Source organism: Ectothiorhodospira sp. PHS-1 (genome assembly GCF_000225005.1).
Taxonomy (GTDB): domain Bacteria; phylum Pseudomonadota; class Gammaproteobacteria; order Ectothiorhodospirales; family Ectothiorhodospiraceae; genus Ectothiorhodospira.
On the sequence record NZ_AGBG01000006.1, the window covers coordinates 66,525 to 79,953 of the forward strand.

At 65.3% G+C, this 13,429-nt stretch carries 13 protein-coding genes; 9 read left to right on the plus strand and 4 right to left on the minus strand.

Annotated elements, in window-relative coordinates; genetic code table 11:
- Positions 1-48 precede the first annotated feature (48 nt).
- Together cgtA and proB are read left to right on the plus strand one after the other, a co-directional pair.
- Positions 49-1,083: an Obg family GTPase CgtA gene (gene cgtA / locus ECTPHS_RS04025; protein ID WP_008931407.1), complete on the plus strand. Its 1,035-nt coding sequence runs from the start codon at positions 49-51 to the stop codon at positions 1,081-1,083.
- On the plus strand, positions 1,055-2,182 hold the full coding sequence (gene proB / locus ECTPHS_RS04030) for a glutamate 5-kinase (protein WP_008931408.1): 1,128 nt from the start codon (positions 1,055-1,057) through the stop codon (positions 2,180-2,182). Before cgtA ends, proB begins: the two co-directional genes overlap by 29 nt.
- A gap of 100 nt (positions 2,183-2,282) precedes the next feature.
- On the opposite strand, the gene rpsT is transcribed toward proB, so the two are convergent.
- Positions 2,283-2,543, minus strand: coding sequence for a 30S ribosomal protein S20 (rpsT, locus tag ECTPHS_RS04035; RefSeq protein ID WP_008931409.1), 261 nt, complete (start codon positions 2,541-2,543; stop codon positions 2,283-2,285).
- Positions 2,544-2,769: 226 nt separating this feature from the next.
- Here rpsT and ECTPHS_RS04040 point away from each other — a divergent pair, with 226 nt between their 5' ends.
- From ECTPHS_RS04040 to ispH, 7 genes are all read left to right on the plus strand, one after another.
- Positions 2,770-3,300 carry a DsrE family protein gene (locus ECTPHS_RS04040; RefSeq protein ID WP_008931410.1) on the plus strand — a complete coding sequence of 177 codons (531 nt, stop codon included), beginning with the start codon at positions 2,770-2,772 and terminating at the stop codon, positions 3,298-3,300.
- Between the two features lie 100 nt (positions 3,301-3,400).
- A complete protein-coding gene (gene murJ, locus ECTPHS_RS04045) occupies positions 3,401-4,954 on the plus strand; it encodes a murein biosynthesis integral membrane protein MurJ (RefSeq protein WP_008931411.1) in 1,554 nt (517 codons plus the stop codon).
- 64 nt (positions 4,955-5,018) lie between these two features.
- The gene (gene ribF, locus ECTPHS_RS04050) at positions 5,019-5,975 is read left to right on the plus strand and encodes a bifunctional riboflavin kinase/FAD synthetase (protein ID WP_008931412.1); all 957 of its coding nucleotides are present in this window, start codon (positions 5,019-5,021) and stop codon (positions 5,973-5,975) included.
- 12 nt (positions 5,976-5,987) lie between these two features.
- A complete protein-coding gene (gene ileS / locus ECTPHS_RS04055; protein ID WP_008931413.1) occupies positions 5,988-8,810 on the plus strand; it encodes an isoleucine--tRNA ligase in 2,823 nt (940 codons plus the stop codon).
- 21 nt (positions 8,811-8,831) lie between these two features.
- Positions 8,832-9,359, plus strand: coding sequence for a signal peptidase II (gene lspA, locus ECTPHS_RS04060; protein WP_371200066.1), 528 nt, complete (start codon positions 8,832-8,834; stop codon positions 9,357-9,359).
- A complete protein-coding gene (locus ECTPHS_RS04065; protein ID WP_008931415.1) occupies positions 9,356-9,790 on the plus strand; it encodes a peptidylprolyl isomerase in 435 nt (144 codons plus the stop codon). The genes lspA and ECTPHS_RS04065 overlap by 4 nt, the downstream gene beginning before the upstream one ends.
- Positions 9,791-9,880: 90 nt before the next feature.
- Positions 9,881-10,825 carry a 4-hydroxy-3-methylbut-2-enyl diphosphate reductase gene (gene ispH, locus ECTPHS_RS04070; RefSeq protein WP_008931416.1) on the plus strand — a complete coding sequence of 315 codons (945 nt, stop codon included), beginning with the start codon at positions 9,881-9,883 and terminating at the stop codon, positions 10,823-10,825.
- Positions 10,826-10,904: 79 nt separating this feature from the next.
- Here the strand turns inward: ispH and ECTPHS_RS04075 are convergent, their stop codons facing one another.
- The 3 genes from ECTPHS_RS04075 to ECTPHS_RS04085 form a co-directional block, all read right to left on the minus strand.
- Positions 10,905-12,158: an ammonium transporter gene (locus tag ECTPHS_RS04075; RefSeq protein ID WP_008931417.1), complete on the minus strand. Its 1,254-nt coding sequence runs from the start codon at positions 12,156-12,158 to the stop codon at positions 10,905-10,907.
- 36 nt (positions 12,159-12,194) lie between these two features.
- Positions 12,195-12,533 carry a P-II family nitrogen regulator gene (gene glnK / locus ECTPHS_RS04080; protein WP_008931418.1) on the minus strand — a complete coding sequence of 113 codons (339 nt, stop codon included), beginning with the start codon at positions 12,531-12,533 and terminating at the stop codon, positions 12,195-12,197.
- Between the two features lie 71 nt (positions 12,534-12,604).
- Positions 12,605-13,297, minus strand: a complete 693-nt coding sequence (locus tag ECTPHS_RS04085; RefSeq protein WP_008931419.1) for a TorF family putative porin — start codon at positions 13,295-13,297, stop codon at positions 12,605-12,607.
- Positions 13,298-13,429: the final 132 nt, after the last annotated feature.

Below are 13,429 nucleotides of genomic sequence, written 5' to 3' on the forward strand. Positions count from 1 at the left end.
CCCGACTCAAGTATCGCGCCTTACCCACCCAACCCAACCGGTCATGCCATGAAATTCGTCGACGAAGCCACCATCAAGGTCAAAGCCGGTGACGGCGGTAACGGCTGCGTCAGCTTTCGCCGTGAAAAATACGTGCCCTTCGGCGGCCCCGACGGCGGCGACGGCGGCGACGGCGGTTCCGTCTACCTGGTGGCCAGCCACGACCTGAACACATTGGCGGACTTTCGCTTCCAGCGCTTTTATGAAGCCCAGCGGGGCGAGAACGGCCGCAGCCGCAACATGACCGGCCAGTCCGGTGCCGACCTGGACGTACCCGTCCCCGTGGGCACCCTGTGCTACGATGCGGAAACCGATGAACTCATCGGTGATCTGGTGGAGCATGGCCAGCGCCTGCTGGTGGCCCAGGGCGGCTTTCACGGCCTGGGGAACACTCGTTACAAGAGCTCGGTGAACCGCGCCCCACGCCAGTCCAAGCCCGGCACTCCCGGAGAGTTGCGCCAGCTGCGCCTGGAGCTGAAGGTACTGGCGGACGTGGGCCTGCTGGGCCTGCCCAACGCCGGCAAGTCCACCCTGATATCCCAGGTCTCCGGCGCCCACCCCAAGGTGGCCGATTACCCCTTCACCACCCTGCACCCCAACCTGGGCGTGGTGCGGGTGGGCCCCCTGCAGAGCTTCGTCATGGCCGACATCCCCGGCCTGATCGAAGGCGCCGCGGACGGGGCCGGCCTGGGCATCCAGTTCCTCAAGCACCTGTCCCGCAATCGGCTGTTGCTGCACCTGGTGGATATCGACCCACCGAACCCGGACGATACCCCGGAGCGGGCCGTCCGGATCATCGAGCACGAGATGCAGCAGTACGACCCGGAATTGCTGGAACGCCCCCGCTGGCTGGTGATCAACAAGGTCGACCTGATCCCCGCCGAAGCGCGGGAGGCACGCTGCCGGGCACTGGTGGAAACCCTGGAGTGGACCGGCCCGGTATTCACCCTCTCCGCAGCCACCGGAGAGGGCACCGAAGCCCTGATTCAACATGTCATGAGATACCTGGAAGAACATGGCACCGACACGTCAACAGCTGGGTAAGGCCCGCCGCTGGGTCGTCAAGATCGGCTCGGCCCTGATCACCGATGAAGGCCGCGGCCTGGATCTGCCGGCCCTGGAAGACTGGGCCGAACAGGTGGCTCGACTGACCCAGGCCGGCCATGAAGTGGTGCTGGTCTCATCCGGCGCCGTGGCCGAAGGGATGAGCCGCCTGGGGTGGATCGAGCGCCCCCACGCCCTGCATGAACTGCAGGCCGCCGCCGCCGTGGGCCAGATGGGCCTGGTGCAGGCCTACGAAAGCCGCTTCCAGCGCCACGGCCTGCATGCCGCCCAGGTGCTGCTCACCCACGAAGATCTGGCAGATCGGCGCCGCTACCTCAATGCCCGCAGCACCCTGCGCACCCTGCTGCGCCTGGGGGCCATTCCGGTGGTGAATGAAAACGACACCGTGGCCACGGAAGAAATCCGCTTCGGTGACAACGACACTCTGGCGGCCCTGGTCTGCAATCTGGTGGAAGCCTCGCTGCTGGTGATCCTCACCGATCAGCAGGGCCTGTATGACCGTGATCCCCGCACCCGGCCCGACGCCCAGCTGGTTTCCGAGGGACTGGCTTCGGACCCGGAACTGCTCAAGCTGGTGGCCCCTACCTTCGGTCGCCTGGGCCGGGGCGGAATGGCCACCAAGCTCACCGCCGCCTCCCGCGCCGCCCGCTCCGGCACCCACACCCTGATCACCTCCGGCCGCAACCCGGCGGTGCTGGAGCGGATCGCCGCCGGCGAGGCGCTGGGCACCCTGCTGCGTCCGGACCGGGAGCCCATGGCGGCCCGCAAGCAGTGGATTGCAGGGCAACTGGTGTCCAAGGGTGAGCTGATCCTGGATGCCGGGGCCGCCCGGGTGATCCGCGAAGCCGGTCGCAGCCTGCTGCCGGTGGGCGTGACCCATGTGAAGGGTCGCTTCTCCCGGGGAGACGTGGTGACCTGCCTGGACCCGGATGGGCGGGCGGTGGCACGCGGGCTGGTGAACTATGCCGCGGACGAGGCGCGCCGGATCATGCGCCGCAAGGCGGAAGAGATCGAGTCCATCCTGGGCTATGTGGATGAGCCGGAGCTGATCCACCGGGACAACCTGGTCCTGGTTTAGGACGGGCCGGAGGAAGAAGAGACAAAGAAAAAGCCCGGCTGATGCCGGGCTTTTTCCGAGAGATCCATCGTGACGGCCGGTAGAAACCGGCCCGCCGGCATCACATCTGGCGGATGCGGGCGTTCAGGCGGCTCTTGTGACGCGCAGCCTTGTTGGCATGAATGATACCCTTGGTGACGGTCTTGTCGATCACCGGCACGGCGGCCTGGTAGGCGGATGCCGCACCATCCTTGTCGCCGGCACGCACGGCCTTCAGCACCTTCTTGACGGCGGTGCGGAAGCGCGAACGCGTAGCCATGTTGCGCTGGCGATTGGTCTCGGCCTGGCGGGCACGCTTGCGAGCGGAGGCGATGTTAGCCAAGGTGAATCTCCTGAAAAATCGGGTCAGTTCCGGAAAAGGACGGAAGTTTGCATGGAATGCAAGGGGATGTCAACCGCGAGCCATGCTGGGCGGGGTTATCACGGCAGCGTAACGCAATCACGGCCGGCATGGCTATCGTCCCGATGCCCGCAAGCCGACATGACCCGAACCTGAACCAAGGACAACAACACCCATGGAAGGTCATCACCACCAGAGGAGCACATATATGTCATGCACCCTGTCATCCCCGGCCACCCGGCGCCGGCGCGCCATCCCGGCCTGGCTGCTGCTCGGCCTGCTGGTCATTCCCCTGGCATTACCGACCTGGCAGGCCCGGGCGGCGGAGCCGGAGGCCCGCGTGGTCTATCACGCGGACTTTGCCGATCCGCGCCGCTTCAGCGCCATGCTCACCAGCATCAACAACATGGCGGTACATTATGAAAATCAGCTGACCGATCATGACATCCGTATCGTCTTCGTCGCCCACGGCATCCGCTTCCTCACCGACGATCCCATGACCGATACCCCGTTTGCCGAGGACGAGGCCCTGGCCGCCCAACGGGAGAACCTGAAGGGACGGCTGGGCAGCCTGGTGGCGGTGCATGGGGTCAAACTGGAGCTGTGCGACATCACCCGATCCTCGGTGAACCTGGATCGTGACGCGCTCCATGAAGGCATCACCCTGGTGCCTTCCGGCGTGGTGCGCATCGTCGAACTGCAGAACCGCGAGGGATTTGCCTACCTCAAGATCGAATGACCGGCTGACCGGGTGTGCCCCGCGTCCCGCGGGCGCACCCGACACACCGAACCCGCGATCCTGTATCGTATCGCCCCGGTCCCAGCCACCCTCCACCCCGATGAGCCGACTCCTCAAATCCACCGCCGTGGTCAGCGGCATGACCCTGATCTCCCGCCTGTTCGGCTATCTGCGGGACATGGTGCTGGCGGTGAATTTCGGCGCCAGCGGCGCCACCGATGCCTTCTTCGTCGCCTTTCGCATCCCTAATTTCCTGCGCCGCCTGTTCGCGGAAGGGGCGTTTTCCCAGGCCTTCGTGCCGGTGTTCGCCGAATACCGGGAAAAGCGCGGGGCCAAGGAACTCAAGGATCTGCTCGATCATGTCAGTGGCGCCCTCACCCTGGTGCTGTTCCTGGTCACCCTGCTGGGCGTGCTGGCGGCACCCTTGCTGATCAGCCTATTCGCCCCGGGGTTTCACGGCGAAGACGGACGCCATGCCCTGGCCTCGGAGATGCTGCGCATCACCTTCCCCTACCTGCTGTTCATTTCCCTCACCGCCATGGCCGGCGGCATTCTGAACAGCGTGGGTCGCTTTGCCGTGCCCGCCTTCACTCCCGTGTTCCTGAACCTCTCCCTCATCGCCGCCGCCATCTGGGGCGCCCCCCTGTTCGCGGAACCGGTGGTCGCCCTGGCCTGGGGTGTATTCATCGCCGGCGCGGTACAGCTGGCCTTCCAGATCCCGTTCCTGATGCGCGTGGGCCTGCTGCCCCGCCCTCGCCTGAAACGGGCCCATGACGGGGTCCGGCGCATCGGCCGGCTCATGTTGCCGGCTATCTTCGGTACTTCGGTGGTGCAGATCAACCTGCTGGTGGACACCCTGATCGCCTCCTTCCTGGCGGCCGGTTCCATCACCTGGCTGTATTTCTCGGACCGGTTCGTGGAGCTGCCCCTGGCTCTGTTCGGCATCGCCATCGCCACGGTGATCCTGCCCCGCCTGTCCCGGGAGCATGCCGGCGAGGACCCCATGGCCTTCAGCCGCACCCTGGACTGGGCACTGCGGCTGTCACTGCTCATCGCCATCCCCTGCGCCCTGGGCCTGATCCTGCTGGCGGCACCGATCCTGTCCAGCCTGATCCAGTACCAGGAATTCCTGGAGAGCGACACCCGCATGGCGGCCATGTCCCTGATGGCCTACGCCGCGGGCCTGCCGGCCTTCATCCTCATCAAGATCCTGGCCCCGGGCTATTTTTCCCGGCAGGACACGAAGACACCGGTGAAGGTGGGCATCATTGCCATGGTGGCCAACATGGTGCTGAACCTGGTCATCGTGGTGCCCTGGGTCTGGATGGACTGGCCGGGTCCCCATGCCGGCCTGGCCCTGGCCACCGCCCTGTCCGCTTACCTGAACGCCGCCCTGCTCTATCGGGGCCTGCGGCGGGACCAGGTGCTGCACATCCTGCCGGGCTGGACGGGGCTGTGGTGGCGGTTGCTCCTGGCGACGGGTCTGATGACGGGGCTGCTGCTGATGTTCACCCCGGAGTTGTCCCAGTGGAGTGCCTGGATCGCCCGGGAACGGGTGCTGATGCTGCTGGGCCTGATCGGCCTGGGTGCGGCCACCTATGGCGCGGCACTGCTCGCCATGGGGGTCCGACCCAGGGCCTTCCTGCTGAAATGACCGCGCAAGCCTGTCAAAGCCCGGCCGCTCCTGAGTATACTCAGCACTTTTGCGACCAACTCCCATGGAACTGATTCGCGGTGCCCACAATCTGAGGCCCCGCCACCGGGGCTCGGTAGTCACCATCGGCAATTTCGACGGCGTCCACCTGGGGCACCAGGCCGTGCTCGGGCAACTGGCCGAGAAGGGGGCGGAACTGGGCCTGCCCACCACGGTGGTGAGCTTTGAACCCCTGCCCCGGGAATATTTCACGGGCGGCAGCGCGCCGCCCCGGCTGCAGCGTTTTCGGGACAAGCTCCTGGCCATGCGGCGCTTCTCCGTGGACCGCCTGCTGTGTCTGCGCTTCAATGCCGCCCTGGCGCAGATGTCCCCGGAGGATTTCATCCGCATCCTGCTGGTGGAAAAACTGGGGGTGCGCTACCTGGTGGTGGGAGACGATTTCCGCTTCGGCAGGCAGCGCGGCGGAGATTTCCAGACCCTGAAGGATGCCGGCAGGGTCCATGGCTTCGAGGTGGCCCACATGCACACCTTTCACATCGACGGCGAACGGGTCAGCAGCACCCGCATCCGGCGGGCGCTGGAACTGGGCCGGATGGCGGAGGCGGAAAAACTGCTGGGACGCCCCTACCGCATCAACGGCCGGGTGATCCACGGCGACAAGCGAGGCAGGCCCCTGGGCTTTCCCACCGCCAACCTGCGTCTGGGACCAAGCCCCATGGCGGTACGTGGGGTCTACGCGGTCGAGGTCTTCGGCCTGCCGGGGGAACCCCTGCAGGGGGTGGCCAACGCGGGCACCCGCCCCACCCTGGGCGGGGTACAGAACCGGCTGGAGGTCCATCTGTTCGATTTCGACGGGGATCTCTACGGCCGTCACCTGCACGTGGATCTGCTGCACCGCCTGCGGGACGAACAACGCTTTCCTTCACTGGATGCCCTGCGCGCGCAGATCACCCTGGACGCGGCACGGGCCCGGCAATTCTTCGCGGCCCCCACATCACCGGCGCCACGCGGGACCGACTGAGGTAATACGACATTGGCTGACTACAAAGACACCCTGAACCTGCCGCAGACCGACTTCCCCATGCGGGGCAACCTGGCCCAGCGGGAACCCAAGATGCTGGCCGACTGGCAGCAGCAGGATCTGTACCGGCAGATCCGCCGGGTCAGCGAGGGCCGTCCCCGCTTTGTCCTGGCGGACGGCCCGCCCTACGCCAACGGCGACATCCACATCGGCCACGCGGTCAACAAGATCCTCAAGGACATCATCGTCAAGAGCCGCACCCTGGCGGGTTTCGATGCCCCCTACGTCCCCGGCTGGGACTGCCACGGCCTGCCCATCGAACTGCAGGTGGAACGCAAGCTGGGCAAGACCGCCCGCGGCACCGATGCCGCCGGCTTCCGTCAGGCCTGCCGCGCCTATGCCCATGAGCAGGTGGATCGCCAGCGGGAGGACTTCAAGCGCCTGGGTGTGCTGGGCGACTGGGACAACCCCTATCTGACCATGGACTATCCGGTGGAAGCGGACATCATCCGTGCCCTGGGGACGATCATCGAGCGGGGGCACCTGCTCAAGGGCGACAAGCCGGTGCACTGGTGCGTGGACTGCGGCTCCGCCCTGGCCGAGGCGGAAGTGGAATACGAGGATAAGACCTCCCCCGCCATCGACGTGCGGTTCCGTACCCTGGACGACGAGGACGTCCTGCGGCGCCTCACCGTGCTGGATGACGCCGCCACCGGTCCGGTCTCGGTGGTGATCTGGACCACCACCCCCTGGACCCTGCCCGCCAACCAGGCGGTGGCCCTGCACCCGGAACTGGAATACGCCCTGGTGGCGGTCAACGGCGAGCGCCTGCTGCTGGCCCGGGATCTGGTGGAAACCGCCATGGGGCGCTACGGTTTCGAGGACTGGCGCATCGTCGGCCATGCCCGGGGCGCCCTGTTCGAGGGAATGCTGCTGCAACACCCCTTCTATGACCGCCAGGTACCCGTGATCCTGGGCGATCACGTCACCCTGGAAGCGGGGACCGGCGCCGTTCACACCGCCCCCGGCCATGGTCAGGACGACTACGTGGTGGGCAGTCGCTACAACCTGCCGGTGGATAACCCGGTGGGCGGCGACGGTCGCTTCCTGCCCACCACCGAGCTGTTCGCCGGTCAATCCGTGAACGAGGCCAACGGCCACATCCTCCAGCTGCTGCAAGACCGGGGCATGCTGGTGAAGATGGAGAAGATCCGCCACAGCTACCCCCATTGCTGGCGCCACAAGACCCCCATCATCTTCCGCGCCACCCCCCAGTGGTTCATCAGCATGGACAAGGCGGAGCTGCGGGAAACCGCCCTGACCGCCATCGACAAGGTGCGCTGGGTGCCCGACTGGGGCCGCGCCCGCATCGAGGGCATGGTGGCCAACCGCCCCGACTGGTGCATCTCCCGTCAGCGCAACTGGGGCGTGCCCATCCCCCTGTTCGTCAACAAGGAAACCGGCGCCCTGCACCCGGATACCCCTGCCCTGATCGAGGCCGTGGCCCAGCGGGTGGAACAGGCCGGCATCGAGGCCTGGTTCAGTCTGGACCCGCGAGAGCTGCTGGGTGAGGACGCGGACCGCTTCGACAAGCTCGGTGACACCCTGGACGTGTGGTTCGACTCCGGCGTCACCCACGCCACCGTCACCGAGCGCCGGGCCGGGCTGGGACTGCCGGCGGACCTCTACCTGGAAGGTTCCGACCAGCACCGGGGCTGGTTCCAGTCCTCCCTGCTCACCGCCGTGGCCATGCGGGGCGAAGCCCCCTACAAGGCGGTGCTGACCCATGGTTTCACGGTGGACGCCCAGGGGCAGAAGATGTCCAAGTCCAAGGGCAACGTGGTGGCCCCGCAGAAGGTGATGGACACCCTGGGGGCCGACATCCTGCGCCTGTGGGTGGCGGCCACCGACTACAGCGGCGAGATGGCGGTGTCCGACGAGATCCTCAAGCGGACCGCCGACGCCTACCGGCGCATGCGCAATACCGCCCGCTTCCTGCTGGCCAACCTCAACGGCTTCGATCCGGCCCGGGATCTGCTGCCGCCGGAACAGATGCTGCCGCTGGATCGTTGGGCGGTGGACCAGGCCCTCAAGGTGCAGCAGCATGTGACCCAGGCCTACGAGCGTTACCAGTTCCACCAGATCTACCAGCGGGTCCACAATTTCTGCTCGGTGGAGATGGGCAGCTTCTACCTGGACGTGATCAAGGACCGCCAGTACACCACTCAGGCAGACAGTCGCGCCCGCCGTTCGGCCCAGACCGCCATGTACCACGTGGTGGAGGCCATGACCCGCTGGCTGGCACCCATCCTGAGCTTCACCGCCGAGGAGATCTGGCAGCACATCCCCGGGGAGCGTCCGGCCTCGGTGCTGCTCACCACCTGGTATGAACACCTCTCCCCGCTGCCGGAGGACGGCCCCCTGAGCGCCGCCGACTGGCACCGGGTGCTGGAAGTGCGTCAGCTCGTCAGCCGGGAACTGGAGAAGCTGCGGGCCGACGGTGGCATCGGTGCCTCCCTGGACGCCGAGGTGGATCTGTACTGTGACGGTGCCCTGGGGGAGATCCTGTCCCGCCTGGGTGATGAACTTCGGTTCGTGCTGATCACCTCCTATACCCGGGTGCGGGATCGCAGCCAGGCCCCGGCGGATGCCGTGACCACCCCCCTCCCGGAGGGAGACGACCTGGCCATCCGGGTATCCCGGTGCGAACATCCCAAGTGCCCCCGCTGCTGGCATCACCGGGCGGATGTGGGAGCCGATGCCGGGCATCCCGAACTGTGCGGACGCTGCGTGGAGAATGTCGCGGGCGCAGGGGAACAACGGGCCTTTGCCTGATCGATACATTGCCCTCACCCGATCCCCTCTCCCGCCCGGGGGGAGGGGCGCCAACAGAGAACGAAAAACATGATCAAATGGCTATGGCTGTCTTTTGCCGTGATCGTTCTGGACCAGATCACCAAGCGGATCGCGGAGTACCAGCTGGTTCAGTTCGCACCCATGGAAATCCTGCCGTTTTTGAACTTCACCCTGGTCTACAACCAGGGGGCGGCTTTTAGCTTCCTCAGTGACGCCGGCGGCTGGCAGCGATGGTTCTTCACCGTGCTTGCCATCGGCGTGAGCATGATCCTGGTGTGGTGGATGGCCAAGCTCCAGCGGGAAGAAGCCGGTACCGCCGCGGGCCTGGCCCTGATCGTCGGCGGCGCCATCGGCAATGTCATCGACCGGATCTGGCACGGCCACGTGATCGACTTCATCGACATGCACTATGCCGGCTACCACTGGCCCGTGTTCAACATCGCCGACAGCGCCATCACCGTGGGTGCCGTCTGGCTGATTGCCGCCAACCTGCTGCAGGGGGTCAAGCCTCCGCCCAAGGCCTCATGATCCGCCCCGGCAGCCGGGTCCGCATGCATGTCCGCCTGTGTCTGGACGACGGCACCGTGGCGGACGATACCCGCGCCGACGGGGATGAACCGGTCACCTTCACCGTGGGCGCGGGCGAACTGCTGCCGAGCCTGGAGACCGTGGTCATGGGTCTGGCCACCGGTGACCGCCACACGGTCACCCTGCCCCCGGAGCAGGCCTACGGCTTTGCCTCGCCCCGGGCGGTGCAGACCCTGCCCCACGATGACTTCCCCCCGGACCTGGCCCTGGCGGAAGGGCTGATCGTGGGTTTTGACACCCCCACCGGGGAGCAGATCCCCGGACTGATCCGCCGGATCGGGGAAGACGGCGTCACGGTGGACTTCAATCACCCACTGGCGGGACAGGCCGTGACGGTGACGGTGGAGATCCTGGCCGTGGACCCGCCATAGCCATTTCCCCGGGGGAAAAGGGGCCATTCGAAGCCCATGGGGCAATGTTGTACACTCATCCCCCTGCCAACACACCCACCGGGTCTGACCATGCATATCCTCCTCGCCAATCCCCGCGGATTCTGCGCCGGCGTCGACCGGGCCATCGAGATCGTCGAACGGGCCCTGGATCTGTTCGGCACCCCCATCTACGTTCGTCACGAAGTGGTCCATAACCGCTACGTGGTCAATGAACTACGGGAAAAGGGCGCCATCTTCGTCGAGGAACTGGATCAGGTCCCGGATGGAGCCACGGTCATCTTCAGCGCCCACGGCGTACCCCGCACCGTGCGCGACGAGGCCCGTCGCCGGGGCCTGCGGGTCTTCGACGCCACCTGCCCGCTGGTGACCAAGGTCCACATGCAGGTGGCCCGTCATGCCGCCCGGGGCGAGGAAGTGGTCCTTATCGGCCATGCCGGTCATCCCGAGGTGGACGGCACCCTGGGCCAGTATGACCGCAGCCAGGGCGGCGAGATCTATCTGGTGGAAAACGTCGAGGCCGCCTCCCGGCTGGACGTGAAACACCCCGAAACCCTGGCCTACGTGACCCAGACCACCCTGTCCATGGACGACACCCAGGGCATCGTGGACGCCTTGCGGGCGCGCTTTCCCCACATCCAGGGCCAGCGCCGGGACGACATCTGCTACGCCACTCAGAACCGGCAGGACGCCATCAAGGCCCTGGCCGCCGAATGCGACCTGATCCTGGTGGTGGGCTCCCCCAACAGTTCCAACTCCAACCGGCTGCGGGAGATCGCCGAAAAGCTGGGGGTGGAGGCCTACCTGATCGACGGCGCCGAGGACATCCAGCCCCAGTGGCTGGAAGGCCGTCGGCGGATCGGCGTCAGCGCCGGCGCCTCCGCGCCGGAGCTACTGGTGCAGCAGGTGCTGGATCACCTGCGGCCCCTGGGCGTGGAGACCATCGTGGAACACGAGGGACGCCCGGAAAAGGTGACCTTCTCCCTGCCCAGGGAACTGCGGCTCAAGGAGGGCTGATGCCCCGGCCCGGCACCATGAAAAAAAGCGGGCGCCGATGGCGCCCGCAGTCATCCAACCCACACTCCAGAGAAGAGGTTTACTTGCGTCCGGCGGTGAACTCCGGATAGGCCTCCAGACCGCACTCGGCGATGTCCACGCCCTTCAGTTCGTCTTCCTCGCTCACCCGGATACCCATGGTGTACTTGAGGATCAACCAGAAGAGGATACTCATGGTGAAGACGAAGGCGAAGATGGACAGGATGCCCACCAGCTGGGCCACGAAGCTGGCATCCGGGTTGGACAGCAGCACCGCGAACACACCCCAGATACCCGCCGTACCGTGGGCGGAGATGGCGCCGGCCGGATCGTCGATCCGGATCTTATCCAGCAGGACGATGGAGAACACCACCAGCACGCCACCGATGAAGCCGATGGTGGTGGCCAGCAGCGGATGGGGCATCAACGGTTCCGCCGTGATGGCCACCAGGCCGGCCAGGGCGCCGTTCAGGCCCATGGTGAGGTCGGTCTTGCCGAACAGCAGACGGGAGGTGATCAGGGCTGCCACCACGCCGCCGGCGGCGGACAGGTTGGTGTTGGTGAAGACGCGAGCCACGGCGTTGGCGGATTCCACGTCGGACACCTTCAGCTCCGAGCCGCCGTTGAAACCGAACCAGCCCAGCCAGAGGATGAAGATACCCAGGGTGGCCAGGGGCATGTTGGCACCCGGCAGGGCGTTGATCTGCCCCTTGGGACCGTACTTGCCCTTACGCGCGCCGAGGAGCAGCACACCGGCCAGGGCCGCCACTGCACCGGTCATGTGCACGATGCCGGAACCGGCGTAGTCCAGGTAACCCAGTTCGTCCAGGAAGCCACCGCCCCAGCTCCAGAAACCCTGGAAGGGATAGATGAAGCCGGTGAGGACCACGGCGAAGATGAGGAATGCCCAGAGCTTCATGCGCTCGGCCACGGCACCGGAGACGATGGACATGGCGGTGGCGACGAAGACCACCTGGAAGAAGAAGTCCGACAGGTTGGAGTAGTAGATCTCCCCGTCGCTCAGCAGCACCTCTTCGACGGAGTTGTCCACGCTGCTCAGGATCGGCATGAAGCTCGGGATGAGGGAATTGAAGCCGTCCCCGTACATGATGTTGTAGCCGATCAGCATGTACATGATACAGGCGATGGAGTACAGCGCGATGTTCTTGGTGAGAATCTCCACGGTGCTCTTGGAGCGGACCAGGCCCGCCTCCAGCATCGTGAACCCTGCGGCCATCCACATGACCAGCGCGCCGGATACGAGGAAATAGAACGTATCCAGGGCGTATGCGATTTCTATGACTTGGCTTTCCACGGTATGTCCCCCGCCGACATTGATCGGCTTATGGTTTTACAGTGCGTCGGAACCGGTCTCTCCGGTACGGATGCGGATGGCCTGCTCCAGCGGGAAGACGAAGATCTTGCCGTCCCCGATCTTGCCCGTGTTGGCCGACTTGCTGATGGCCTCGATGACCTGGTCCACCAGGGCATTGTCCACGGCCACTTCCAGCTTGACCTTGGGCAGGAAGTCCACCACGTACTCGGCCCCCCGATACAGTTCCGTATGACCCTTCTGACGCCCGAAGCCCTTGACCTCCGTGACGGTGATGCCCTGCACCCCGATCTCGGAAAGCGCCTCGCGCACGTCGTCCAGCTTGAACGGCTTGATGATGGCAGTGACTAGTTTCATGTCGGGTGCTCCCGGGAAACGGCCCGCGTCCGGCGGACCGTGTCCTGATGTGATTGAGAGGTTCCTGGTTCTCAGAAGCTCATGACGAAGGAGACGTTGAAGCGCGGATCGTCATCCTCGTCGGTATCGTTCTGGGTGTAGGCGAAGGTGAAGTCACCCATGGAGGTGGCCTTGGTGAGGTAGAGGGACCACCAGGTGTAGTCTTCCCCATCGCTATAATCCCAGTCCACGTAACCGATGGTGGCGCCCAGGGCAATGTCCGGGGTTGCATCGAAGCTGTAACCGATCTCGTAAGCGAGAGAGCTTTCCACATCACTGTCGTCGGCATTGGTCACATAGTTGATCATGCCGTACAGCCCCATGAAGTCCAGGGCGCCGTAGATTTCACCAAAATTGGCATCGTCGGCGCTTTCGGCACCCGGATAGGCGTAGTAGATATAACCCACATCAAAGCCCACACCGGAAGCGCCCACTTCGCCGGTGACACCAAAATAGACGTCCACTTCATAGCCGCCCCGGTCCTCGGAGCCATCCAGGCTGGAAGTCCAGGTGCCGATGTAGAAGCCACCCTCATGTTCAAAATCAATACCACCCTGAACAGCGGCCCGGTCATCACTTTCGCTCACGCCCCGGAACAGGTAGTTGCTGGTGAAGCCGATATTGGCGCTAAGCTCCGCGGAAGCCGTGGACGTCACCAGCCCACCGGCCAGCAGGGCGGCGGTCACGGCGCTGGTGATGGCGGCCTTCTTGAACGTGCTGTGCATGTGTCGATCTCCTGAGCAAGGGTTTTTGCTGTGGTTGAAAAACTGCTTCAACGGAGCATTAGCAGGGAGCATGCCAGTTTTTTTTATCAGCCATTTCAATGGATTGGCCACATACCGCAGAAAACAGTCCCG